The organism is Parabacteroides provencensis, assembly GCF_900232875.1.
GTDB classification, from domain to species: domain Bacteria; phylum Bacteroidota; class Bacteroidia; order Bacteroidales; family Tannerellaceae; genus Parabacteroides; species Parabacteroides chinchillae.
Window position 1 is genome coordinate 1 of the sequence record NZ_LT960490.1, and the last position, 23,018, is coordinate 23,018.

A 23,018-nucleotide genomic window follows, 5' to 3' on the forward strand; every position below is an offset into this window, starting at 1 on the left:
TACAAAATGGCTGCAGCTACTCCGGTAATGGTTTTGTAGGGGTACGGAGCCTCCGCCGGTGCGTCGGTAATACTTTTGTAGGTATACGGAGGTTTTCCGTGCGGTACGGACACACGTTTTCGGCAGGTTGCAAGGGTAGCCTGCTATGTTTTGATTGTTTTTTACGTGAAAAAGGGGGGTGGAGGAAAGGTTACGTTTTTTTTGCAAAATTTCCTTCTTCATGAAGAAGGTCTGCGGAACATACATGTTCCGCAGATATATGTCTTATACAAGGAATGTATTTCATCTTGTTTATGAAATGTTGCGGGGGCAAAGATAGGGATTTCTTGCGCGGTAAGGAAAAATATCTGCGTAAATCTGTGCTTGTTTGCGTATCCTGAATATGTGTCCCACTACAGCTTGCTATTCTATTAGCTGCCCGTCTTTATCGAAAGATAATGTAACGTCGTTATTGTCGTGTGACAGCTTGAAGGTATAGACAGGACCTTTGTCTGTCTCCTCTTTTTGGATAGATTCTATTTTGTAGTTGCCGTATGGCGAATAAACGAGGTTATCCATGATAACCGAGGGGACGTCGTCGGCATGGATTGCCTGTACCGTGCCGGGTTTGGCTTGTTTGTTTCCGCATGCTGTAAACAGAAACGAAGCGCATAAGAGCAGTGATGCCACTGATAGTTTTATCTTCATATATTCTTTTCTTTAGTCGTTTTATTTAGTAACAAATCAGGCGGGTGAAAGTTTTTTGCCACTATCGTAATAAAAAACTTCAGTCTTGTGTTATGTTTTCTTTCCTTTGTCGTCTTAATATCAGAAATGGAACTAGAGACATTCAAAATAACCATATTGCCACTCCGCGGGAAAATGTTTAACCTCTCGAGGAAAATAGTTGAGAACTCCGACGATGCCGAAGATATCGTGCAAGAGGCTTTTCTCAAATTGTGGAATATGCGTGGCCGGCTGGATGAATACGATAATGTGGAAGCCCTGGTTATGATGATTGTCCGTAATCTTACTCTTGACAGGCTAAGAACACGTAGACCCCAGGGGGATGAACCGGATAATCTGTTACTTGACTCCGGGACGATGAATCCCGCAGAACAGCTGGAGCAACAGGATGCAGTGGCCTGCATCAGACACTTGATAGCCGGATTGCCTACGTTGCAGCAAACTATCATACGGATGAAAGACGTGGAAGGTTACGAGATTGCTGAAATAGCCGGGATAACCGGAGCGCAGCCCGAAGCGATCCGCGTGAATCTTTCGAGGGCACGGAAAAAGATACGAGAACAATACTTAATGTTGAATGGTCAACGATAAAGATATGGATATAGACGGATTATTGGATAAATATTTTGAAGGTGCAACATCTGCTGCCGAAGAAGCCCGGTTGCGTGCCTTCTTCGCTTCGGACGATGTACCCGAAAGGCTGGCTGTTTACAAACCTATCTTTGCCTACTTTGGCGAAGAGATTGCAAAACATTCTGCGCCGTCAGCGGAACAACATAGGGTTGTTGTGGCAAAAAGACCGTTGAGCCGCAGGGTTGTGTTCTATGCTGTATCGGGTATTGCGGCTTGTATCCTGCTGGTACTGGGCATCGGGCGTTTGTTGAATCCGCTGGATCCCCGCTTTTGTGCAGACAACTATGTGGTGATAAATGGCCGTTGTTATACCGACATCCACAAAGTGCGTGCTTTTGCTATTGAGGCGCTTCAGGAAGTGGCAACCCCGGCCGAGATGTATTTCCCGGATGATGACGGCGATAATTTTCCCCGTGAGATAGTAAATAATCAATTACAGGAACTGGGCTCTCTGTTCAGTGATGACGAATAAAACAATACTGCCTTATGAAACAGTTTAAATATCTGATCACATTGCTTTTCGTTGCAATGCTTTGTAGTCTTCAACCGGCCAATATCCGGGCTGCCGAGATGCAGAAAGATTTAAAGATACAGGAAGTCTTCTCCCGCTACGGTATGAAAAGGAATGTCACTATGGTGGAGCTTTCAAACGAGATGCTCGAAACCTATGGCCTTACCCGTTATAAGAGTATCACTATCAAACAGGATGACGAAGCCCTCAGATTTGTTCGCCGTTGTCTTGAGGCCGATCAGAAAGGTGCCCGAAAGATCAAGGAGGTAACCGATGACGGCGGTGTGGTTTCCGCTTACTATCAGCTACCCGGCAACAAAGAAGACATGAATCGTTTTGTACTTTTCAAAGTCAACAAGAAAGGAGTCATTACTCTGGTTTATATAGAAGGGGAACTGGACAGCGATGACCTGATTACTCTTCTATTCACCAAAAAAGATTTATAAACGAATAAAACATATACATGATGAAAAGCGTACTAATCTTATTGGCTGCCTGTTTGTCTGCCCCGGCTTTTGCAAACACAGGATTACAGCCTTCGGCTACCGACACGATTATTATAGTAGAGAACAAGCAAATTGAAGTGAAAGACAATGGCGACCGTCTGAAGGTGAGAGTCTATGAATTGACCGAAGAAGGCGATTCGCTTGATCGGGAAATGGTGTTTGAAGGCCATTACCGCGACGGACAAAGCTATGAACGCCGCAAGCATATCAAGTCTCTGAACATTCCGGTGCCTACGTGGGATAAGAACTTCTCTGCACACTGGGCAGGCTTTGGCATGGGCTTCTGCAATTTTGCCGACGGCAACTTACATGTGAATGACGCCAATGGAGTGTCGCTACGAAGCGGTAAGTCACTCGAATATAACCTGAACTTCCTGGAGTGGAGCTTCCCATTCTCTCGCTACAATTGGGCGGTGGTGACCGGTGCCGGGATGCGTTGGAACCGTTATCGTCTGGATTCGAACGAATACTTTAAGGAAGTCGATGGAGTAACCTCCCTTGTTCCGGCTCCTGACGGAATTGTCTACAGCGCAAGTAAATTAAACACTACCAGCATTACCATCCCACTTTTGCTCGAATGGCAGAAACGGCAAAGGAATAAAACGCTTTACTTCTTCTCTGCCGGTGTGGTGGGAGTATTTAAAACGATGTCTTCCTCCAAGGTGGTTTACAAAGATGCACATGGCGATAAGCATAAGGAGAAGATGGATGGCGGCATGAACCTGCGTCCGGTATCGATGGATATCTTGCTGCAAGCCGGTTTCGACTGGATAGGCCTTTATATGAAATATTCGCCGGTCGGTATCTTTGAACGGCATAAAGGGCCGGAGCTTTATCCGGTCTCGATCGGCTTGCAACTGCATATTTAACCGATAGCGTCGAGCACTGTCACTTTGGCTTCCGGAAACTCTCGCGCCATATATTGGCGCAGATATTCCAGTGTATTCTGCTCGATCAACTCATCCGTGCGGGGGTAAAGGTTGTACACCAGCGTGTGCACCTTTACCCCATATTGTTTGCAGGTATACAGGCTGAGCAGGGTATGGTTGATACTTCCCAGTTTGCCGGAAGTGACAAGGATGAGCGGATAGTCCATCTCCCGGATGTAATCTATTGTAAGTGTGTTGCCACAGATGGGCACCATCAGTCCGCCGGCGCCTTCAAGCAAGATGTATTCATACTTCTCTTGCAGTATGCGGGTGGCGGCGGTTATAACGTCCGGGTCTATTTCTCTGTTGTCTTTTGCTGCTGCCATGTGCGGGGAACAGGGATAAGTAAAGATGTAAGGGCAGGTTAGCCCGGCTTTATCCTCCTCTGTAAAAGGGATGCCTTGCAGACGGCGGTGCATTTCTATGTCTTCCGATACGTCTACGTTTCCTGTCTGGATCATCTTTTGGGTGATGACCGATTTGCCTTCGGCTGCCATCTGGCGCGCCATGATTCCGGTTGCATAGGTTTTGCCTACGTTGGTGTCTATGCCTGATACGAATAATACGGTTCCTTTCATCATGTTTATCTTTTAAGTTTGTAGAAATTTGTTGGTATGATAACTCTGCAAAGTGTTTGGAGCTATGGCTCCAGAGTGTCGAGAGTTATGCTTGCAAAGTGTCGAGAGTTATGCTTGCAAAGTGTCGAGAGTTATGCTTGCAAAGTGTCGAGAGTTATAACTCCAAACACTTTGCAATGGTAGTTCTAGTTGTTTTCGATACATTAGGTATTATTTTATAGTCTTTTTGCCAGCAGATAGAGTGGGCGATAGGTCAGGGTTACCTGGTTATTGTCCGTTGAAAACTGCCGGTTGTAGCGGCGGACGAAGTCTTCCTGCATACCCCGCGTCCATTGTCCGTTGTGTGTTGCTGTTACTCCCGTGTATTTGAGATGGCGCAGTACTTCGAGAGGACTGCCAAAGGCAAGCCGTATCGCTTCTTCGCGGCAAACCTCTATATTATAGGACGCGGCAAGCCATTCTTCCCACTGTTTGCCGGAAGGATAGGATAGGCCTTTGCCTGCCGCCTCTTTTACTTCTTGCAGATTACCGGGCGAAAAGGTGCTGAACAGCAATACTCCGCCCTTTGTTTGCATCCCGGCCAGTTTCTTAATAAAATTCTGCGGATCGTGGAACCATTGAAAGGCGGAGGTGGATGCTATCAGATCGTAACCGGTGCCAAGCTCTGTGTTTTCGGCATCTCCAATTATGGATTGCGGAGAATGGTTGCAGTGTGTGGCGGCGATAGCCAGCGACTCTCCGCATAAATCATTCAGTACCCAGTCTGCGTTGGGCAGCATTCGTTGCAGGTGGCGGGTAAAGCCTCCTGTGCCGCATCCTATTTCGAGGCAACGTCCGAACGGTTGCAGATGGAGGGACAGTATCTTTGCTGCTTCGGCGCTGATTCGTTGTTGGGCTACCGCATGCCGGTCGTAGCTGTTCAGTGCGCGGGTGAAGCGTCGCCGGATGCATGCCGGTTCTATCGGTCGGTTATCTCTTTCCATTGTTTCCATACTTTAAAAGGATAATGCGGGGCGTCAATCTCGGTGAAAGGACATAGCCCCTGCCAGTAATTGCGTTGGTTGCCGGTAGGGAATATCATGTCGTGGGTAGAGACAAAGACTTTAGTCCAATCTATTCCGCCGGGGTGATTGTCTCTGCTTATGTTGTTATAGAGGTTAAGTAATTCTTCTTTTAACTCAGTTGCCGGACGTGCTGGGAAATGCTGGTATGTTGCCAGTAATTCGCGGCTGCCGCACATACGGCGGTTGAAACGGTTCATTCCTTCGTCATTCACATTCTCTAAAGTACCGCGGAAAATGGCGGTGGGAATACCGTATGTATCGTCTATAGGAAGCCCTGTGCCGTTGATAGCTGTGGCAGAGTGCAAAACTGTTTCCGGGCTTATTACATTTGCAGCTACCCAAACCCCCAGCGACCAGGCTACCAGATCGATTTGCCGGTAACGGTCTAATTCTCCGGTAAAAGACAGGTCGCGATAGTCGTAACAAATCCATACGTCCGTATCTTCTCCGGCTTCCAGATGGCCGAAGGCTTCGGGGGTGGCAGACCAGCCTGCAAAGCAAAGGAGAAGTTTGGTTGCTCCGTTATTTCTTGTTTTCTTTATTTCCATGGCTCCTGTTTGTTTAAGAGATGTTGTGGATTATAGAGGTTAGTTGGTCTATAGCTTGCGTTTCTATGGCAGCGGTGAGCGAGAAACGGATACGCGCCGTCCCCTTTGGTACTGTTGGCGGACGGACGGGCAGAGAATAAAAACCTTTGCGTTGCAATTCTTCTGCCTTTAGTATGCAATCGCTGTTCTCTCCAACTATGTATGGGATGATATGGCTGGCGCTGATTTCTCCTCCTGAACCTTTCAGCTTTTCACGTAGCAAGCTGCTTACCTTATGTAATTGCTTCCGTTCTGTAGCGAAGGATGGTAGCAGGTCGAAGATGTACTTCGTCCAGGCTATTTGTGCCGGCGGGAGGGCAGTGCTGAATATGAGCGGTCGCATGGTGTTTACCAGGTATTCGCGAATCACGTTGCTACATAGCAGGTAAGCGCCCATCGAGGCAAGTGCCTTGCCAAAGGTGCCTACCAGCAGGTCGATGTCCTGAATACAATTTTGTTCCTCGGCAAGTCCCAGTCCGGTAGTTCCGCGGACACCTATGGCATGGGCTTCGTCTACATAGAGGATGATGTTTGGAAATGCCTTTTTCAGTTCAACCAACCGGTTGAGGTCTGCCGTGTCGCCATCCATACTGAATATGCTTTCCGTTACGACTATAACCTGTTCGTATGCCGGTGATTCTTTTGCCAGTAGCCTTTCCAGATGTGCATAATCGTTATGCTTGTAACGTTGGAAAGGAGCACCGCTTAGTAAGATACCGTCTATAATGCTGGCGTGAACGAGCTTGTCTGCAACAATCAGCGTTTGCTTGTCTGCCAGGGCGGGTAAGATTCCGGTGTTAGCATGGTAGCCGCTGTTAAACAGCAGGCAGGCCTCGCGTCCGAAACGTTTTGCCATATCGGTTTCCATATCTGTGTAGATAGTGTAGTTGCCCGTTAGCAGTCGCGATGAAGTGGACGATAAAGGTAGCTTTGTCGCCTTTAGCTTGTCCAGGAAGTCATTGCGAAGGTCTGAACGTGATGCCAGTCCCAAGTAGTCGTTTGACGAGAGGTTCAACATACGTTGTCCCTCTTTCAGAATGTATTTTCCTTCGTGTTTTACTTCCGGCAGCCGGCGTAGGGAACCGCTTGCCTTCAAATCGTTGATTGATTTGTTGTAATCTTTCATATTGCGCTTTATTTCTGTTCTATATCTTTTGCTTGCTGAGCAAGCTGTTTCTATGTTACTTTTGGCTTGACCCAAAAGTAACCAAAAGGTCAAGGCTGCACCGTCCGGGCTACTCCGGCAAAAGACTTCGCTTAACCAGCGGAACTCGCTACGCTCAGACAGCCGCTGGTTTCTTCGCTGCGTCTTTTACCTGCGTTTAACGCCCGGCCGCTGATGCCGCTAAAAAGAAAGCGCAGCTTTCTTTTGGGATGGCCGATACGGCCTGCGCTTGTGCTTAAGCCTGCGCCTGTGCTACTTTTGAGCCTGCGCTTGGCTTGTGCCTGCTTTTTGCGCTTGACGAGCTTGTTTTCAATATGTCTTTTTCGGTTACCTCTCTCCGGTTACCTTTCTTCAGTTATCTTTCTTCGATATGGCTTTAGCCTAAGCTCAATTGCCGTCGGTTGAAACCGACGGACTAAAGGAATATCTATTTTCATTGGCTTTAGCCAAATTTCTTTCCGGAAATCTCCTTTTAACAATCCTTCTCAATTGGGCTAAAGCCCTTGAAAGAGGAGAATCTACTGCCTCCGTCGGTTTCAACCGACGGCAATTGAGCTTAGGCTAAAGCCATCTTCAATCAATACCCGACGGAAGCATTAAAACCAATAGAGTAACCTTTTAAGCTATCAACAACAGTAACTTTCAAAGCTATCGATATCGGCCATCCTTAGAGGGAGCGTTGCTCCCTTGCTTCCGGCCTCTGTCGGTGAGCGTAGCGCAGTGCCTTGAATGAGCGCCCGAAGCGTCCGCTGTTTGAGCGAAGCGAGTTCGGACGGTTCAGCGAATGAAAGGCACGAAGCAGCAAACCGACAGTAGCCTTGACCTTTTGGTTACTTTTGGGTCAAGCCAAAAGTGACATAACAATTCTGAAAGGTTACTTCAGGGACTTAATAACCCCAGAAGTAAGCCGTCTCAACTCTTCGGGACGGATGATAAAGGGAGGCATCAGGTAAACCAATTTTCCAAAAGGACGTACCCAGATACCTTCGTCTACAAAACGTTTTTGAAGGACAGCCATGTTTACAGGGTCTTTCATTTCGATTACACCAATAGCACCTAATACACGCACTTCACGCACAGTGTCCAGACCGGTAGCCGGGGCAAGCTCGCGACATAGTTGTGCTTCTATGGCATCTACTTTTTCTTTCCATCCGCTTTCCAACAGAAGACGCACGGAAGCGCAGGCTATAGCGCATGCCAGCGGATTACCCATAAAGGTAGGACCATGCATGAAGCAGCCTGCTTCACCGCTACAGATCGTATCAGCTATGGATTGGGTGGTTATAGTAGCAGAAAGTGTCAGATAGCCACCTGTCAATGCCTTGCCAATACACATAATGTCAGGCTCCACGCCGGCATGTTCCCAGGCAAAAAGCTTTCCGGTACGGCCAAAGCCAGTGGCTATCTCGTCGAAGATCAGCAATACATTATATTGATTACACAATTCGCGGGCACGGACAAGGAAAGCAGGCGAATAGAAGTACATGCCTCCGGCGCCTTGCACGATGGGTTCGAGGATAAGGGCGGCTATTTCTCCGGCGTGCTTTTCGAGCAGGTCTTTCAGTGGAGACATGGCTTCTTCGTTCCATTCATCCTCGTATTTAACCGGAGGTTGTGGCAAAAAGTATTGTATGGGCAGACTGCCTGAGAAGATACCGTGCATACCGGTGACGGGATCGCATACGGACATGGCATGCCATGTGTCGCCGTGGTAGCCGCTACGAATGGTGGCAAACTTACTCTTTGCCACTTTGTTTTGTGACTGCCAGTACTGTATAGCCATCTTCATGGCTACTTCTACGGCTACCGATCCGCTGTCGGCAAAGAATATTTTATCCATTGAAGGCGGTAACAAAGGGAGCAGTAGCGAGGCCAGTTCAACGGCAGGCTCGTGGGTGAAGCCGCCAAACATGATGTGGCTCATCTTCTTTAATTGCTTTTCGGCGGCGGCGTTCAGTACGGGATGGTTGTAGCCATGCACAGCTGCCCACCACGAAGACATGCCATCAATAAGCTGCCTCCCGTCGGCTAGCGTAATAGTTACCCCTTCGGCTCCGGCTACCGGATAAACGGGCAGCGGATCGATTGTAGATGTGTAAGGGTGCCAGATATGATCGCGGTCGTATTGTAGTAGTTCTTGTGTTGTCATTGTGCCCAGTCTGTGTTTTCGGTGAGTGAATAGCCTTCGGAAGTGAATAGTACTTTATCTGCTTCTACTTTACTGCCGATGGTAGTTAACAGGTCGCCAATGATGGCGGAGTTGATGCCTATGCGAAGGGCTTTGCGTTGAGTGGCTTCGCTCAGTAATGCACGTCCGCCGGAGAAACGCAGGTAGGCATTCGGATTGATGAAACGAAAAAGGGCAATGGTTGTGAGGAACTCGTCTTCACTGAGCCGTGGTGTTTCGCCTAATGGTGTGCCGGGAATGGGTTGAAGCATGTTGAGAGGGATGGAAAGGATACCTTCCTGTTGGAGGAAGAGCGCCATCTCGATACGCTGCTCCATTGTTTCTCCCATACCGATAATGCCGCCGGAGCAGATGCGGAAGCCTATCTGGCGTGCAGCCCGTATGGTCTCCATCTTTTGTTCTGTAGTATGGGTGGTACAGAGCTTGCGAAAGTAGGAGGGAGCCGTTTCGATGTTGCAGTGGTAGTTCTCTACACCGCTGTCGTACAGCTTTTGTAGTTGATTATGGGTGAGTAGTCCCATGGAAGCGCAACATTTGATGTCGCTCTGTTGCTTAATCTGGCGGATGGTATCGGTAATCGTTTCCATCTCTTTGTCACTTACACGCTTTCCGCTGGTTACGAGGGCAAAGCGTCCGATACCTTGTTGGCGGTTATGGACAGCGTGGCGGACGCATTCTTCTGCCGGCAGCAAGGGGTAGAGTGTCACCTCTGTTTTATAGTGTCCCGACTGAGCGCACCATTTGCAGTCTTCGCTACAGTTGCCGCTTTTGGCGTTAACGATGGAACAGGTGTCGAACTTATTGCCCATAAAGTGGCGGGTGATCTGACGGGCGGCTTCGTATAACGCCTCTTTGTCGGGAGAGGACGCTAGGAAGAGTGCTTCCTTTTCATTGAGCAGATGACCGTCCAGTACGTGTTGTTTCAGTGATTCGATTGTCATATGTTTGTTGGATTATAGGTATAAAAAAACGGAAGGTAACCGGCGTTGTGCCGGCTGCCTTCCGTTATATTGGAATAGTGAATATTGTTTTGTTTATTGCATACTGTTAGCGCAGCATTGGCTAATAGTATTTCTGTTGACAGCAAGCAGTTTACAATAGCTTGCGGAAGACCTGTAATTTCCTCGGCAACCCATTCGTTTTGGATGCTGATGCTGTCGTCTTTTCCCTGGCAACTATTTTCAAAAAGGTCGGCAACGGAATGCTGGGATGTATTCTTTGCCAGAAACCGGTCTGATACGCTTGCCGACAACTGTCCGATTGTAACTGCCCGCCCCAGACTAAAGAATACGGCATATCCTTTACGGCTCCATCGTCTGAAACGGAAAGTGCCGTTGGTTGGCAGTTGATTGCTGACAGTTGACAGGTTCATTCTCTTTTTTATTTAGCTACTTTTTCCAGTTTCTTCATGATAGAGAACATAAAGAGTGCGGACAGTAAGCACAGAACGATAAGTACGCTCCATACCATCCATAATTCCATACCTCCCCACAGGTAACCGATGATGGCAACCATGTAGTTGCCAATGGCGGTTGCCACGAACCAACCGCCCATCATGGCACCTTTATATTTAGGAGGTGCTACTTTGGACACGAAGGAGATACCCATCGGCGAGAGCAATAACTCTGCAAATGTCAGTACCAGGTAGGTCGAGATTAACCAGTTGGGAGAAACCAATACCTGTAATTTGCTATCTGCAGCTAAAGCATCCGGCGTAGGTAAGCCCATAGAACCGATTGCCAGGATTAAGAAACCGCAAGCGGCAATCAACATACCTGTTCCGATCTTACGGGGTGCGGAGGGCTCTTTCTTCTTGTTGGCCAGATAGCCGAATATCGCAAGCGATACGGGGGTTAAAGCGACAACAAAGAAAGGGTTAAATTGTTGGAACTGCTGAGGCAGAATTGTCATTGTTTCCGGCATCGACATGTAGTTGATACCTAAAGCTACCAATGCAACTACCGTTACGATGATAGAGATCAGTTTCTTTTGTGATTGGAATATAGAGAACGCACCGTAAATGGCTACTACCAGGAAGGTAAGGTTCAGCACGTCGAATCCTAAACGATCCAGACCGGTAGCCTGATTGGCCGTATAGTCGCGTGCGAAGAATGTCATTGTCAAACCGTTCTGATGGAATGCCATCCAGAAGAATAATACAACGGCAAATACCAGCAACAGAGCAACGATACGTTGTTTTGTCTCGGCAGGTGATAATTCTTCCTGATGTGTATTGGTCGTTGTAGCAGCCTGAGCCTGTTTTGTATTTACATCTGCATGTTTGAATGTAGAGCGGAAAGCCATGTAAATAGCCATAGAGATAATCAACGAAACGCAGGCAACACCGAAACCGTAGTTATAGGCTTCCGACAGACGTTCGATATAAGCGTTACAGAAAGAAGCCATATCTCCTGTATAATGTTGTGCTGCTTGAAGCCCGGCAAGTACTTCTTTGTTTTCTGCAGAAATGGTTCCGTTTAAAAACTGGTGAGCCAGCGAAGGTATCTGAGATTCGTAGAAGAAGTTGTATTTGGCAAGCATCCAGTCTGTCATCTTGGTTGCTGCAGTCGGGGCATACATTGCACCTATGTTGATAGCCATGTAAAAAATACTGAAAGCCTGGTCTCGTTTGCTCTTGTATTCAGGGGCATCGTAAAGGTTTCCTACCATCACCTGAAGGTTCCCTTTGAAAAGACCTGTTCCGCAAGCAATCAGTGCCAATGAGCCAAACATCAATGCTTTTCCTGTTTCTGCTCCGGTTGGAATAGCGAGCAGCATATAACCTACAAACATGATGATAATACCGCTGGTAACCATCTTCCCGTAGCCGAATTTGTCGGCCAGCATACCACCTATAAGCGGGGTAAAGTAAACGAAAGCCAGAAAGCTGGCGAAAATGGTAGAGGTTTCGGCTGCCGAATAGCCAAATTTGGCTTGCAAAAAGAGCGTGAAAATTGCAAGCATAGTGTAATAGCCAAAGCGTTCGCCAGTATTGGCTAAGGCCAGGGCAAATAGTCCTTTAGGTTGTCCTTGTAACATGTGTTTTAGATACTATTAGGTTTATAAATTATTGAATAATCTGTTTAATGGCACCGGTTTCGGGATAGAAATAAATTTTGACCGGTGCTTTTTTATCTTCAAACATCACAGGCGCCAGGCCTTCGCGGCTACCGAATTGTGTGATTTGTACTTCTCCTTTGAATAGGGGCTTTTTATTCATAAAGATTTCGACGTTGGCTTTTCCCGGTACATTGTAAACGATACCTTTAAGGGATTTATCTTTCTTTTCTGCTTCTTTAGCGTCCAGGAGCGGTGCGCGTTCGGTTGCTTTCAGGTTCATGTAGACTGGTGTACCTCCCAAATCATCGGCATCTATGATTCCTAATTGATCGGAGAAGCGGAAAAGGACTTCTTTGTCCAGGTCGTCGTTAGGTATTATACTTACTTCATAATGATCTGTTTCTTTTGTCAAGATTCCTGTAAACAGGTTGGAAAGGGCTTTTTCTTGTTCTTCCAGTTGCTGGATAACCAGTTTCATAGCTTCACCGTCGGGTGGAAGGTTATCTGCTTCCCCGGTAAGGATATTCATACGGCTTTCGCGTATACGGTAGATTTGTTTGGCTGCAACTTCCGCTTGTTTAGCTGTAGAACCAGCCATAAGCAGTTCTTCCGAATATACAGACGCATCTGCTACTTTCTGGGATGCGGTTTTCTTATTTTTTATTACGTCCAGTTCCGATTCGGTCGGCGTATATTCGGCATTGATAGAACAGAGCAAGCCGTCTTCTGTCAGGTAAGCGTAAGGAGCGACGGTGTTTTGCTTAAACTCAACAATGTAGGTGTTGTCGGCATCGGGTAAACCTTTGTTGATAAGGCTTATTTTGCCTAGCTCATAATATACTTTGTCTTCGGTTACAGCGTCCTTTACGCCCAGATACTTTTCTGCATATTTGTAATAAGGTCCGGCCTTGCAGGTTACTTTGGTTACTTCTGCATCTACAACCAATGAGGTTTTAGGTAATGAATAAGTGATACCGAAATTATTGGCTTTGACGGCGTTTTTCTTTATCACTTTTGTTTGTGCCATTCCTGGCACGGTAAGCAGTAAACTTGCTATAATGATAAGATTCTTCATATTCCAAATCTATTTAAGTCTGTGAATGATTGCACAAAACTAGGAAATATTTTCGGTGTTGACAAGCGCAAACAGAGTTCTTACTTATTATAATGGCGCTTTTTTACAAATCATCATGATCATTTGACTTCATTCCGAGATCGTTTTAGAACAGTCTGGATTCTTCTCCCAACTCATAGTTATGGTTGTTTAAATTCATAGTTATGATTCAGGAAAGTTATAACTATGAGTTGAGAGAGAAAGAAGGAGAGATAATTGAATAAATTTTGGACAGATTTTTTTGTTTTATTATATTATTTATGTATCATTATGTGTAAAATCATGTTTTAAGTTTAATTACATTGTAAAATGTATTTATGGTGTGTATTATGAGTGTGGAAAAAATTCTGATAAGTGTTATTGTTATAACTGTTCTTTGCGGTTGCAAAAGGAAGATGGTAAATGAAAGTGCTCAGGAGATTATATCTGTAAATCCTTATGAAGCAGAGAAAAGTGTTAATTTATCCGAGTTTGTGGATTCAGTGAAATGTATACGATTACAAACGGATTCTGACGATTTTATGGGGAGAATCAGGGAGATCGTTATTCGGGAACAATATATTTATGCGATTGATATTACTCAACAGATGATCTTCCTTTTTGATAAAACGGGCAAATTTGTAACGAAGCTAAATAAACGAGGAGAAGGACCTGGTGAATATCGATTTATGGGGCCTGTGTTTATCGATGAAAATGAAGAATATATAGAATTGATTGATTATGGAGGAAAAGAAGATATGAAATTAAAATATTCAAATATATCATTTGATTTATTAGAATCGCATCCTTTCCCTCATGTCAGATGTAATTCGTGTAAAGAAAAAGATGGAATTTATTATTTTTCTCCACAACATCTTGATGATGTAATAAATGGAAAAAAGGTAAATGCAAATTTAGTAATTCTTGACCGTGAGAGGAACAAGAAGGTGTTTTTTGATAAGGCAATAGAAACTAATGGCTCTTCATTTTGTGCGAACATAGAAAGCTTTGCTAGGAATGATAAAGATGAACTGTTTGTTTCATTTATGTATGATAATACATTTTATAAATTGGATACGACGGAAGTGTCTCCTGCTATTACAGTAGATTTTGGCAAATATGGCATGGATAATTCAGTAGGGTTGGAGCCATTGGGAAAACAGATTGAATATATTAGACAGTTGGACGGATTGGCATCTTTTCCGGTTCTTAATATAAACAATTCGGATATTATGTCTTTTTCTTATTATTTTAAAGAAACTGGAGACGCAAGAATGTATCGGGAGCAAGATTATAGGATGTATATAAGATTAAAGGAAGATAATAAAGTCTATCACGTGAAGCAAATAAAAAATGATATAACTGATTTTCCTGAAAATGTATATATTAGTTCTTATTTTTTTGATTGTGCCCATGAGGTTTGGTATGATGATTATTTGGTTGATATTGTGATACCTAGTTCTTATTTTTATAATAGAAATGCGGATGAAATATATATTGATGGTTTAGGTGAAATTACTTCAGAGGACAATCCTGTCATTGTGATGATGAAATTGAAAAAATAAGAGACTATGATCAATTTGGGTGTAGATGTAGGTAATTTTTATGTAAAGCTAGCATTAACAGTATGCAAAATGGAGTTGTTGCCTGTTAATACTAGCTTTGTATTGAATTTGTATTGTTATCTCAATTGCTTAAAGGCTTTTCCTAACATGTCGGTAATGTCTCCGGCAATCATGCTTTCTTCCGAACGGTAGGCTGTTGCCAGATCTCCGGCCGTTCCGTGCAAGAATACGCCTGTTACGGCGGCTGTTTCCGGTTCAAAGCCTTGAGCTAATAAACCTAAGATAATTCCGGTTAAGACATCTCCGCTGCCGGCAGTTGCCATACCTGGATTTCCACTATTGTTGAAATATATGTTTCCTTCCGGGGTACATGTCGCCGTATATGCTCCTTTCAGAACAATGCAGAGTTTGTGATCGATAGCGAATGTTTTTGCTTTTAGCAGACGCTCGTATGAACAACAGCTTTCTCCTGCCATGCGGTCGAACTCTTTAGGGTGAGGTGTCAGAATGCTGCGGGCAGGGATACGTTCCAGTAAGTCTTTGTTGGAAGCTAACAGGTTCAGTGCGTCCGCATCCAAGACCATTGGTTTTTCAGTAGATTGTAATAAACGCTCCATTGCAGCTCCTGATTCCATGTGCTGTCCTAATCCCGGGCCGATGCCGATAGCCGTGTATGTTGATATTTCCGGTATTGTTGTGAAACGGTCTGTATTCGGATCAAAACTTAGCATTGCTTCCGGAAATGCTGTTTGGAATATGGTTTCGCCCCGTTGGGGTATGTGTACGGTTAGTAGTCCTACTCCACTACGCAAGCAAGCTCTGGCTGCTAAAAGAGCAGCGCCCATTTTTCCTTTGCTTCCGGCTATTAATAAGGCGTGTCCGAACGTTCCTTTATGAGAAAATCGTTCGCGGGGAGTAAATACCTGGGCTACATCGTCTTCGGTAACCAATACAAATGGAGTCTGGGTTTCTTCTATGATGTCAGGATGAAGGCCGATGTCCAAAACCTTCCATTTCCCAACATATACGGCATTTTCGGGTAAAAAGAACGCTAGTTTCGGAAAGCCGAATGTAAAGGTGTAATCCGCCTTTATGATGGCTTTGGGTTCATTTTTCCGGTTGTCTTCTCCGAATAGTCCGGAAGGTATGTCTATAGAAACGACTGTTGCTTCGCAGTGGTTGATATAGTCTACCATTCCTGCAAACCCTCCGGTGAGCGGACGGTTCAGTCCCGAACCGAATAGCCCGTCAATAACTATATCGTGTTCTTCCAGCGTAGGGGGATCAAAATCGGCAATTACTTCTGTAAAGTCTGCATCTTCCATATCCCGGAGGCGTTGTTTGTTCATTTCGCAATCCTGCGATAAAATGCCTGTAGGGTTGAATAAATAAGTTTCAACCTTGTATGATTCATCAGTCAACAAACGGGCTATGGCTAATGCGTCGGCACCATTATTGCCTTGCCCAGCAAATATGACAATACGTGTTTGTTTGGAAAACCGGCGGCAAAATTCATGAAGAAATACTGTAGCTGCACGTTCTACCAGATCGATGGAACTGATGGGCTCATTCAGGATTGTATATTGATCGAGCTCCTTTACTTTGTCGGTTGCAAAAATCTTAATCATAATTATGTAATCTCAAGTGATTATTCTGTTTACAAAAGTATAATAAACTTTGCTATGTTGCTACTCTTTTTTGTGCATCCCCGAAAAAGTTATAACTTTGCCGTCTCGTAATTTAATCGGTATATGGACAGAATCCGCCTAAAAGACAAAGAATTTGAACTCTTTATTTCTGAAAATGAAATAAAAGATGCTATCCGCCGGATGGCAGAACGTATAGAAGCTGATATAAAAGATACAGACCCTCTGTTTGTTGGTATTTTGAATGGGGCTTTCATGTTTGTTTCGGAACTGATGAGTTATTTAAACGGTCCGTATGAATTGACTTTTGCCCGTTATTCTTCCTATCGCGGAACCTCTACAACAGGAACGATAAATGAAATTATGCCGATACGTGTGGATGTGAAAAATCGCCCTCTGATTCTTTTGGAAGACATTATCGATACGGGTTATACGATGCAGCATGTGATGAATAAACTTCGCGAACAAGGCGCCTCGAGTGTGAAACTGGCTACCATGCTGTTTAAACCGGATGCTTTGAAATGTGACCTGAAACCGGATTATATAGGATTGGAGATCCCGAATGATTTTATTGTAGGTCACGGTCTGGATTATGATGAAGCCGGGCGGTCATATAGAGACATCTATAAACTGGCTGTCGATAAGTAGGGTGATAAGTGGATTAATAGAAAAAGAGAGAGTAATAATAATATTGTAGAAAATGTTGGCATTGCAGGGGAGGAAGAGGCTGGTAATTGCCGCAGTCAACTGTAAACTGTCGATTTAAAACAAAGTTTTTTATGTTGAACATTGTCATTTTTGGTGCTCCCGGTTCAGGAAAGGGGACACAGAGCGAGTTGATTATTAAAGAATATGGTTTGGATCATATTTCTACCGGTGATGTGTTACGTTCGGAAATGAAGAATGAAACAGAACTGGGCAAGGTTGCCAAAGGTTATATCGAAAAAGGACAGTTGGTTCCTGATGAGCTGATTGTTGATATGCTGGCAAAAGTCCTTGATAGCAAGAAGGCTTCAAAAGGTGTTATTTTTGATGGTTTTCCCCGTACGATTCCACAGGCAAAAGCATTGAAAGAAATGTTGAACAAACGTGGAACAGATGTCTCTGTTATGTTGAACCTGCAAGTTGACGAACCGGAATTGATTAACCGTTTGCTGGAACGTGGAAAAGTTTCGGGTCGTTCGGATGATAATTTAGAAACAATTAAGTCCAGATTGGACGTTTATCATAAACAAACGGCACCTTTAGCTGATTATTATATCGGAGAAGGTAAGCATGTTGCTATCCACGGTATGGGTACGATCGAAGAAATATTCGGACGTATCAAAGATGCTGTAAAGAACATATAATAAATAAAAATATTATGGCTGAATCAAACTTTGTAGATTATGTAAAGATCTATTGCCGCTCGGGAAAGGGTGGAAGAGGATCTTCCCACTTTCGTCGCGAGAAATATATTCCGAAAGGAGGTCCCGACGGAGGCGACGGAGGGCGAGGAGGTCATGTGTATCTTCGTGGAAACCGGAATTACTGGACGCTGCTGCACTTGAAGTTTGAACGTCATATAATGGCGACAAACGGTGAAGGTGGGAGTGCAAAACGCAGTTATGGCAAGGATGGCGAAGATCGTACCATCGAAGTCCCTTGTGGAACTGTTGTTTATGATGCCGATACCGGAGAGTTTATCTGCGATGTGACAGAAGACGGTCAGGAGGTTATGCTGCTGAAAGGCGGACGTGGCGGATTAGGTAATTGCCATTTCAAGACTTCTACCAATCAGGCTCCCCGTTATGCGCAACCAGGTGAACCGGCTCAGGAGAGAAAAATAATTCTTCAGTTAAAACTGTTGGCTGATGTTGGTTTGGTTGGGTTCCCGAACGCAGGTAAATCAACTTTGCTTTCTGTCGTTTCGGCAGCAAAACCCAAAATTGCAAACTATCCTTTTACAACACTGGAACCTAATTTGGGTATTGTAAGTTATCGTGATAACCGTTCGTTTGTAATGGCAGATATTCCCGGTATTATAGAAGGTGCCAGTGAAGGCAAAGGCTTGGGGTTGCGTTTCCTTCGTCATATAGAACGTAATTCATTACTTCTGTTTATGGTTCCTGCGGATGCTGACGATATAAAGAAAGAGTATGAAATACTTCATAACGAACTGGTAAAATACAATCCTGAACTATTGGATAAACGCCGCGTGCTGGCTATTACTAAAAGTGATATGCTGGACGATGAGCTGATAGAGGCACTTTCTGCCGATTTACCGGAAGGTATTCCCCATGTGTTCATTTCTTCTGTTACGGGAATGGGTATTACAGAATTGAAAGATATATTGTGGAAAGAGTTGAACAAAGAAAACTTCCATGATGTAGAACGTATAGTTCATAAGAATATTGATGTAAATGCAATACTTCTGGATGATGACGACGATGATTATGTTTTTCCCGAAGATGACGACGATCCCGAGGAAGATTATGAGGACTATGATTGGGACAAAGATGAAGATACTGAAAAATGATACATTGAAAGTGTTGCAGTTTTCCGGATTAAGCGGGTTCTGCAACACTTTTCATTTTGTTACGACCCGGCACGGAGGCGTGAGTAAGGGTAATTATGCAACGATGAATCCGGGAATGTACTCTGGTGATGATTTGGGTTCCGTTCGGATGAATTTGGAATCTCTCTCGAAAGGAATTGGAATTTCTTCCGAATGTATTTTTTTTCCGCATCAGGTTCATGGATGTGAAATATGCTCATTGGATGAATCTTTCTTATCTCTTCCCGAAAAAGAACAAACTGCTTTTTTAGACGGAGCGGATGCTTTGGTTACTGATGTGGCCGGTATATGCGTTGCTGTCTCTACGGCTGATTGTGTGCCTGTTTTACTTTATGCAGCAGATAAGAAGGTTGTGGCGGCAGTTCATGCCGGTTGGCGTGGAACGGTACGACAGATTGTGGCGAAAACGGTGTCTGTGTTAGTTGATGAATATGGTTGTAATCCATTGTCTGTTTTTGCAGGTATCGCACCTTCTATTGGCAAAGAATCGTTTGAAGTAGGCGATGAAGTATTGGATGCTTTTATACAATCGGGTGTGGACGTGGAACGTATTGCTTATAGAAATCCGATAACAGGTAAAGCCCATATTGACTTGTGGGAAGCAAATCGTATGCAGTTGTTGGACGCAGGCATTCCTTCTTCTCAGATCGAGGTCGCCGGAATATGTACATATACGCATTATAATGATTTTTTTTCTGCTCGCCGACTGGGAATAAAGAGTGGCAGGATATTATCCGGAATAATGATTAAAGACTGATAAACCTATGATTCAAATTTCAATTTCTGAGGAAATAACTTTAGCTTGTCCTGATTTGCATGTATTGGCAATAGTTTGTGAGGTAAGAAATACGGAATCGGATCCATTGCTGTGGGAAGAAATTAATCAAATGGAAAGTATTGTTTCTTCAACCACTAAGCTGGAAGAAATAAACAAATGGCTTCCTATATTGGCCACACGCCAAGCATATAAGAAATTGGGTAAAGATCCGAATCGATATCGTCCGTCGGCAGAGGCTTTGCGTAGGCGTATTTTGCGCGGATTAGGTCTGTATAAGGTTGATACGCTTGTCGATTTAATAAATCTTGTATCTATTAAAAGCGGATATTCTATCGGGGGATTTGATGCCGGTAAAATAGAAGGAAATCTTATTTTGGGCGTTGGAAAAGAAGGAGAAATATATCATGGTATTGGACGCGGCGAATTAAATATTGCGGGTTTGCCTGTATATCGCGATAACGTAGGAGGTATCGGAACTCCGACCAGTGACGAAGAACGGACTAAAATAGAAAAGACAACCAAAAGCCTGTTAATGATTATAAATGGATATGCCGGAAAAGAAGGGCTGATAGAGGCTGGGAGTTATGCAGTCAACCTGTTAAAAAGATATGTTTCAGCAATAAAAATTGAATCAGAGCTTATTTCTTTAAATAATAGAGTTAAAATAGTGTTATAATGGTATTAATTATTGCATTGAAAGGTAAAAATGTATTATTTTTATGCTAAAAAACATCTATTTCCTTTTGTCTTAATTGATTAATCCCTAAATTTGCCACGTAAACAAAAAGAAATCAAAGAAATGATTGAATTGATTGGTACAAATGCAGGTCTGGTTTGGAATATCTTAAACGAAGGCGGCAAAATGAGTGTTAAGGCAATTAAGAAAGCAACTAAGATCAAAGCAGAGAAAGATTTATATGCTGCATTTGGTTGGTTAGCCAAAGAAGGCAAATTAGCTTTTGAAGAAGTTGAAGGTGAAGTATTTGTTTCGCTGGTTTAATAAGTGAAATAGACGAAAGATTTAAAGAAGGCTGTCTGATACCGATTAGACAGCCTTTTGTTTATCCTTTTCTGTCAAAAAAAGGAGCAGATTGTTGCTTAATTCAATTCTAAAGTTTACTTTTGTCTAGAATTTGGTGTGAAATGACCGAAGATCATAATAAATTGCTCGCTGTCTTTGAAGTAAGGGTTCGTGATTTGATAGCACTTTGTGAGAAGCAAAGGCGTAAAATTAACGAACTGGAAAAGGCTTTGGAAGTCAAGGATGTAGAATTACAGCAGGTGAAAGAAAAGATTGACGAATTAAATGCCAAGTGTGATAATATGCTAACGGCCAGGGTTGTTTCCGTAAGTGAAGGAGAGGCAAGAGGTGCCCGGATGCGATTATCAAAATTAGTGCGGGAAGTAGACAAATGCATTGCACTATTAAATGAATAGACGCGATGGATGACCCATTAGGTATACATTTAAATATAGCAGGTAAGAGTTATCCACTTACGATAGAACGTAGAGATGAAGAAATTTACCGGAAAGCGGAAGTTCGTGTTCGTGAGGTGGTTTCTCTTTATCATTCACGTTTTGGAAGTGATATGAAAGATTTGTTAGCCATGGCGGCTGTTCATCTGGCATTGCAGAATTTACAGTTGCGAGATAAGAATGATACAAGTCCTTTTACGGAGAAGATACAACAACTTACAGCAGAGTTGGAGTCGTATCTGAAAGAGAAATAAATTGTATATCATACTGTAAGGAGTAGTTTTCCGCACTGCTTTACACGGAAGTTACCGTGTAATCGTAGTGCTTTTTTTGTATATAAAATAATGAATTAAAATTATTAGTTAAATGGGAGTGTATATAATCATATCAATGGTAACCTTCTTAGTAGGAGGATTACTAGTATGGGTTGGTATGCGTTTCCTTTTGAAGTCCAAGTATGATTCCATACTTCATGAGGCGGAAAAGGAGGCTGAGGTAATAAAGAAAAATAAATTGCTTGAAGTAAAGGAGAAATTCTTGCATTTAAAGGCTGATCTGGAAAAACAAGTATCTCAACGCAATGCTAAAATCCAATCTGTAGAAACAAAACTGAAACAGAAAGAACTGACAATCAATCAGCGCCAAGAAGAACTTCAACGTAAGAATTCGGAAGTTGAAGTTGTAAAAGAGAATTTGGCATCTCAACTGGAAATCATAGAAAAGAAAAAACAGGAACTTGAAAAACTTCATCAAAAAGAGGTAGAACATCTGGAAACTCTTTCCGGATTATCGGCAGACGAAGCAAAAGAACGCCTGATAGAATCGTTGAAAGATGAAGCAAAATCCCAAGCAGCTTCCTTTATCAGCGAGATTGTAGAAGAAGCTAAAATGACGGCTAATAAAGAAGCCAAGAAAATAGTAATACAATCTATTCAACGTGTAGCAACGGAAACTGCAATAGAAAACTCGATTACTGTTTTCCATATAGAATCAGATGAAATAAAAGGGCGTATAATTGGTCGTGAAGGTCGTAATATTCGCGCTTTGGAAGCTGCAACAGGTATTGAGATTGTTGTGGATGATACTCCGGAAGCAATTGTCCTTTCCGGCTTTGATCCGGTTCGTCGCGAAATAGCACGTTTGGCTCTGCATCAGTTAGTACAGGATGGACGTATTCATCCGGCACGCATTGAAGAAGTTGTGACGAAAGTGAAAAAACAGGTTGAAGACGAAGTCGTTGAAACCGGTAAGCGTACTGTAATTGATTTGGGCGTACATGGTTTGCACCCGGAACTGATACGAATGATAGGTAAAATGAAATACCGTTCGTCTTATGGTCAGAATTTGTTGCAGCATGCCCGTGAAACAGCAAATTTATGTGCAGTGATGGCTTCTGAGTTGGGTTTGAATCCGAAAAAAGCAAAGCGTGCAGGATTGTTGCATGATATAGGTAAGGTGCCTGATGATGAACCGGAATTGCCACACGCAATATTGGGTATGAAGTTATGTGAGAAATATAAAGAGAAACCGGATATTTGCAATGCTGTAGGTGCTCACCATGATGAAGTGGAGATGCAGACGTTGCTGGCACCTATTGTACAGGTTTGTGATGCTATTTCCGGTGCTCGCCCGGGTGCTCGCCGTGAGATTGTTGAAGCTTATATTAAACGTTTGAACGACCTGGAACAGCTTGCGTTGTCTTATCCGGGTGTTGTTAAGACTTATGCAATTCAGGCAGGACGTGAACTTCGCGTTATTGTAGGGGCAGATAAGATCGATGATAAAGATACAGAAAGCTTGTCTACTGAAATTGCAAAGAAAATTCAGGATGAAATGACATATCCGGGTCAAGTTAAGATTACGGTTATCCGTGAAACACGTGCAGTAAGTTATGCTAAGTAAGTGTACCAATACAGAAACCTTTTCTGAATAATCAGATAGGTAAATAATAAAACA

25 protein-coding genes are annotated in these 23,018 nt (G+C 43.7%); 14 read left to right on the plus strand and 11 right to left on the minus strand.

Annotation, left to right across the window (positions count from 1 at the left end):
- Nucleotides 1-402: 402 nt before the first annotated feature.
- Complete coding sequence (locus CTY47_RS11225) at nt 403-687, minus strand: hypothetical protein (protein ID WP_099464892.1); 285 nt, start codon at nt 685-687, stop codon at nt 403-405.
- 126 nt (nt 688-813) lie between these two features.
- Here CTY47_RS11225 and CTY47_RS11230 point away from each other — a divergent pair, with 126 nt between their 5' ends.
- From CTY47_RS11230 to CTY47_RS11245, 4 genes are read left to right on the plus strand one after another with little or no spacing between them, the layout of a single operon-like run.
- A complete protein-coding gene (locus tag CTY47_RS11230) occupies nt 814-1,317 on the plus strand; it encodes an RNA polymerase sigma factor (RefSeq protein WP_099464893.1) in 504 nt (167 codons plus the stop codon).
- 4 nt (nt 1,318-1,321) lie between these two features.
- Nucleotides 1,322-1,831, plus strand: coding sequence for a hypothetical protein (locus CTY47_RS11235; RefSeq protein WP_099465259.1), 510 nt, complete (start codon nt 1,322-1,324; stop codon nt 1,829-1,831).
- Nucleotides 1,832-1,845: 14 nt separating this feature from the next.
- Nucleotides 1,846-2,316 carry a hypothetical protein gene (locus CTY47_RS11240; protein ID WP_099464894.1) on the plus strand — a complete coding sequence of 157 codons (471 nt, stop codon included), beginning with the start codon at nt 1,846-1,848 and terminating at the stop codon, nt 2,314-2,316.
- 20 nt (nt 2,317-2,336) lie between these two features.
- Nucleotides 2,337-3,245: an outer membrane beta-barrel protein gene (locus tag CTY47_RS11245; RefSeq protein ID WP_099465260.1), complete on the plus strand. Its 909-nt coding sequence runs from the start codon at nt 2,337-2,339 to the stop codon at nt 3,243-3,245.
- On the opposite strand, the gene bioD is transcribed toward CTY47_RS11245, so the two are convergent.
- The 9 genes from bioD to CTY47_RS11295 all read right to left on the minus strand — a co-directional run bounded on the left by bioD (nt 3,242) and on the right by CTY47_RS11295 (nt 13,022).
- Nucleotides 3,242-3,883 (minus strand): dethiobiotin synthase, encoded by a 642-nt coding sequence (gene bioD / locus CTY47_RS11250; protein WP_099465261.1) that lies wholly within the window; start codon nt 3,881-3,883, stop codon nt 3,242-3,244. The genes CTY47_RS11245 and bioD overlap by 4 nt on opposite strands.
- Nucleotides 3,884-4,098: 215 nt before the next feature.
- On the minus strand, nt 4,099-4,875 hold the full coding sequence (gene bioC, locus CTY47_RS11255; RefSeq protein WP_317044075.1) for a malonyl-ACP O-methyltransferase BioC: 777 nt from the start codon (nt 4,873-4,875) through the stop codon (nt 4,099-4,101).
- On the minus strand, nt 4,842-5,495 hold the full coding sequence (locus CTY47_RS11260) for a DUF452 family protein (protein ID WP_099464895.1): 654 nt from the start codon (nt 5,493-5,495) through the stop codon (nt 4,842-4,844). The genes bioC and CTY47_RS11260 overlap by 34 nt, the downstream gene beginning before the upstream one ends.
- A 13-nt stretch (nt 5,496-5,508) precedes the next feature.
- Complete coding sequence (locus CTY47_RS11265; protein WP_099464896.1) at nt 5,509-6,660, minus strand: 8-amino-7-oxononanoate synthase; 1,152 nt, start codon at nt 6,658-6,660, stop codon at nt 5,509-5,511.
- Between the two features lie 913 nt (nt 6,661-7,573).
- Nucleotides 7,574-8,848, minus strand: coding sequence for an adenosylmethionine--8-amino-7-oxononanoate transaminase (bioA, locus tag CTY47_RS11275; RefSeq protein ID WP_099464897.1), 1,275 nt, complete (start codon nt 8,846-8,848; stop codon nt 7,574-7,576).
- A complete protein-coding gene (gene bioB, locus CTY47_RS11280) occupies nt 8,845-9,828 on the minus strand; it encodes a biotin synthase BioB (RefSeq protein ID WP_099464898.1) in 984 nt (327 codons plus the stop codon). The genes bioA and bioB overlap by 4 nt, the downstream gene beginning before the upstream one ends.
- On the minus strand, nt 9,825-10,259 hold the full coding sequence (locus CTY47_RS11285) for a hypothetical protein (RefSeq protein ID WP_099464899.1): 435 nt from the start codon (nt 10,257-10,259) through the stop codon (nt 9,825-9,827). The genes bioB and CTY47_RS11285 overlap by 4 nt, the downstream gene beginning before the upstream one ends.
- An 8-nt stretch (nt 10,260-10,267) precedes the next feature.
- Nucleotides 10,268-11,926: a peptide MFS transporter gene (locus CTY47_RS11290; protein WP_099464900.1), complete on the minus strand. Its 1,659-nt coding sequence runs from the start codon at nt 11,924-11,926 to the stop codon at nt 10,268-10,270.
- Between the two features lie 28 nt (nt 11,927-11,954).
- The gene (locus tag CTY47_RS11295) at nt 11,955-13,022 is read right to left on the minus strand and encodes a DUF4831 family protein (RefSeq protein ID WP_099464901.1); all 1,068 of its coding nucleotides are present in this window, start codon (nt 13,020-13,022) and stop codon (nt 11,955-11,957) included.
- A gap of 368 nt (nt 13,023-13,390) precedes the next feature.
- Here CTY47_RS11295 and CTY47_RS11300 point away from each other — a divergent pair, with 368 nt between their 5' ends.
- Nucleotides 13,391-14,605, plus strand: a complete 1,215-nt coding sequence (locus CTY47_RS11300; protein ID WP_233202167.1) for a 6-bladed beta-propeller — start codon at nt 13,391-13,393, stop codon at nt 14,603-14,605.
- A gap of 116 nt (nt 14,606-14,721) precedes the next feature.
- On the opposite strand, the gene CTY47_RS11305 is transcribed toward CTY47_RS11300, so the two are convergent.
- Entirely contained in the window at nt 14,722-16,233 is a 1,512-nt protein-coding gene (locus tag CTY47_RS11305; protein ID WP_099464903.1) for an NAD(P)H-hydrate dehydratase, read from the minus strand.
- A gap of 123 nt (nt 16,234-16,356) precedes the next feature.
- Between CTY47_RS11305 and CTY47_RS11310 the strand changes: the two genes are divergently transcribed.
- The 9 genes from CTY47_RS11310 to rny all read left to right on the plus strand — a co-directional run bounded on the left by CTY47_RS11310 (nt 16,357) and on the right by rny (nt 22,964).
- Nucleotides 16,357-16,899: a phosphoribosyltransferase gene (locus CTY47_RS11310; RefSeq protein WP_099464904.1), complete on the plus strand. Its 543-nt coding sequence runs from the start codon at nt 16,357-16,359 to the stop codon at nt 16,897-16,899.
- 131 nt (nt 16,900-17,030) lie between these two features.
- Nucleotides 17,031-17,600, plus strand: coding sequence for an adenylate kinase (locus tag CTY47_RS11315; RefSeq protein WP_099464905.1), 570 nt, complete (start codon nt 17,031-17,033; stop codon nt 17,598-17,600).
- A 14-nt stretch (nt 17,601-17,614) separates the two neighbouring features.
- Nucleotides 17,615-18,769, plus strand: coding sequence for a GTPase ObgE (obgE, locus tag CTY47_RS11320; RefSeq protein ID WP_099464906.1), 1,155 nt, complete (start codon nt 17,615-17,617; stop codon nt 18,767-18,769).
- Nucleotides 18,750-19,565 (plus strand): peptidoglycan editing factor PgeF, encoded by an 816-nt coding sequence (gene pgeF, locus CTY47_RS11325; RefSeq protein WP_233202168.1) that lies wholly within the window; start codon nt 18,750-18,752, stop codon nt 19,563-19,565. Before obgE ends, pgeF begins: the two co-directional genes overlap by 20 nt.
- Nucleotides 19,566-19,572: 7 nt before the next feature.
- Nucleotides 19,573-20,262, plus strand: coding sequence for a B3/B4 domain-containing protein (locus tag CTY47_RS11330; protein WP_099464908.1), 690 nt, complete (start codon nt 19,573-19,575; stop codon nt 20,260-20,262).
- A gap of 123 nt (nt 20,263-20,385) precedes the next feature.
- Nucleotides 20,386-20,586, plus strand: a complete 201-nt coding sequence (locus tag CTY47_RS11335) for a winged helix-turn-helix domain-containing protein (protein ID WP_099465263.1) — start codon at nt 20,386-20,388, stop codon at nt 20,584-20,586.
- A gap of 143 nt (nt 20,587-20,729) precedes the next feature.
- Nucleotides 20,730-21,023 carry a hypothetical protein gene (locus tag CTY47_RS11340; protein ID WP_099464909.1) on the plus strand — a complete coding sequence of 98 codons (294 nt, stop codon included), beginning with the start codon at nt 20,730-20,732 and terminating at the stop codon, nt 21,021-21,023.
- Nucleotides 21,024-21,028: 5 nt separating this feature from the next.
- Nucleotides 21,029-21,316, plus strand: coding sequence for a cell division protein ZapA (locus CTY47_RS11345; RefSeq protein ID WP_099464910.1), 288 nt, complete (start codon nt 21,029-21,031; stop codon nt 21,314-21,316).
- A gap of 112 nt (nt 21,317-21,428) precedes the next feature.
- Entirely contained in the window at nt 21,429-22,964 is a 1,536-nt protein-coding gene (rny, locus tag CTY47_RS11350; RefSeq protein ID WP_099464911.1) for a ribonuclease Y, read from the plus strand.
- The last annotated feature ends 54 nt before the right edge of the window (nt 22,965-23,018 follow it).

Coding starts and splice junctions, on each gene's coding strand:
- CTY47_RS11225 (WP_099464892.1), bottom strand. CDS start 687: ATGAAGATAAAACTATCAGTGGCATCACTGCTCTTATGCGCTTCGTTT.
- CTY47_RS11230 (WP_099464893.1), top strand. CDS start 814: ATGGAACTAGAGACATTCAAAATAACCATATTGCCACTCCGCGGGAAA.
- CTY47_RS11235 (WP_099465259.1), top strand. CDS start 1,322: ATGGATATAGACGGATTATTGGATAAATATTTTGAAGGTGCAACATCT.
- CTY47_RS11240 (WP_099464894.1), top strand. CDS start 1,846: ATGAAACAGTTTAAATATCTGATCACATTGCTTTTCGTTGCAATGCTT.
- CTY47_RS11245 (WP_099465260.1), top strand. CDS start 2,337: ATGAAAAGCGTACTAATCTTATTGGCTGCCTGTTTGTCTGCCCCGGCT.
- bioD (WP_099465261.1), bottom strand. CDS start 3,883: ATGAAAGGAACCGTATTATTCGTATCAGGCATAGACACCAACGTAGGC.
- bioC (WP_317044075.1), bottom strand. CDS start 4,875: ATGGAAACAATGGAAAGAGATAACCGACCGATAGAACCGGCATGCATC.
- CTY47_RS11260 (WP_099464895.1), bottom strand. CDS start 5,495: ATGGAAATAAAGAAAACAAGAAATAACGGAGCAACCAAACTTCTCCTT.
- CTY47_RS11265 (WP_099464896.1), bottom strand. CDS start 6,660: ATGAAAGATTACAACAAATCAATCAACGATTTGAAGGCAAGCGGTTCC.
- bioA (WP_099464897.1), bottom strand. CDS start 8,848: ATGACAACACAAGAACTACTACAATACGACCGCGATCATATCTGGCAC.
- bioB (WP_099464898.1), bottom strand. CDS start 9,828: ATGACAATCGAATCACTGAAACAACACGTACTGGACGGTCATCTGCTC.
- CTY47_RS11285 (WP_099464899.1), bottom strand. CDS start 10,259: ATGAACCTGTCAACTGTCAGCAATCAACTGCCAACCAACGGCACTTTC.
- CTY47_RS11290 (WP_099464900.1), bottom strand. CDS start 11,926: ATGTTACAAGGACAACCTAAAGGACTATTTGCCCTGGCCTTAGCCAAT.
- CTY47_RS11295 (WP_099464901.1), bottom strand. CDS start 13,022: ATGAAGAATCTTATCATTATAGCAAGTTTACTGCTTACCGTGCCAGGA.
- CTY47_RS11300 (WP_233202167.1), top strand. CDS start 13,391: ATGAGTGTGGAAAAAATTCTGATAAGTGTTATTGTTATAACTGTTCTT.
- CTY47_RS11305 (WP_099464903.1), bottom strand. CDS start 16,233: ATGATTAAGATTTTTGCAACCGACAAAGTAAAGGAGCTCGATCAATAT.
- CTY47_RS11310 (WP_099464904.1), top strand. CDS start 16,357: ATGGACAGAATCCGCCTAAAAGACAAAGAATTTGAACTCTTTATTTCT.
- CTY47_RS11315 (WP_099464905.1), top strand. CDS start 17,031: ATGTTGAACATTGTCATTTTTGGTGCTCCCGGTTCAGGAAAGGGGACA.
- obgE (WP_099464906.1), top strand. CDS start 17,615: ATGGCTGAATCAAACTTTGTAGATTATGTAAAGATCTATTGCCGCTCG.
- pgeF (WP_233202168.1), top strand. CDS start 18,750: ATGAAGATACTGAAAAATGATACATTGAAAGTGTTGCAGTTTTCCGGA.
- CTY47_RS11330 (WP_099464908.1), top strand. CDS start 19,573: ATGATTCAAATTTCAATTTCTGAGGAAATAACTTTAGCTTGTCCTGAT.
- CTY47_RS11335 (WP_099465263.1), top strand. CDS start 20,386: ATGATTGAATTGATTGGTACAAATGCAGGTCTGGTTTGGAATATCTTA.
- CTY47_RS11340 (WP_099464909.1), top strand. CDS start 20,730: ATGACCGAAGATCATAATAAATTGCTCGCTGTCTTTGAAGTAAGGGTT.
- CTY47_RS11345 (WP_099464910.1), top strand. CDS start 21,029: ATGGATGACCCATTAGGTATACATTTAAATATAGCAGGTAAGAGTTAT.
- rny (WP_099464911.1), top strand. CDS start 21,429: ATGGGAGTGTATATAATCATATCAATGGTAACCTTCTTAGTAGGAGGA.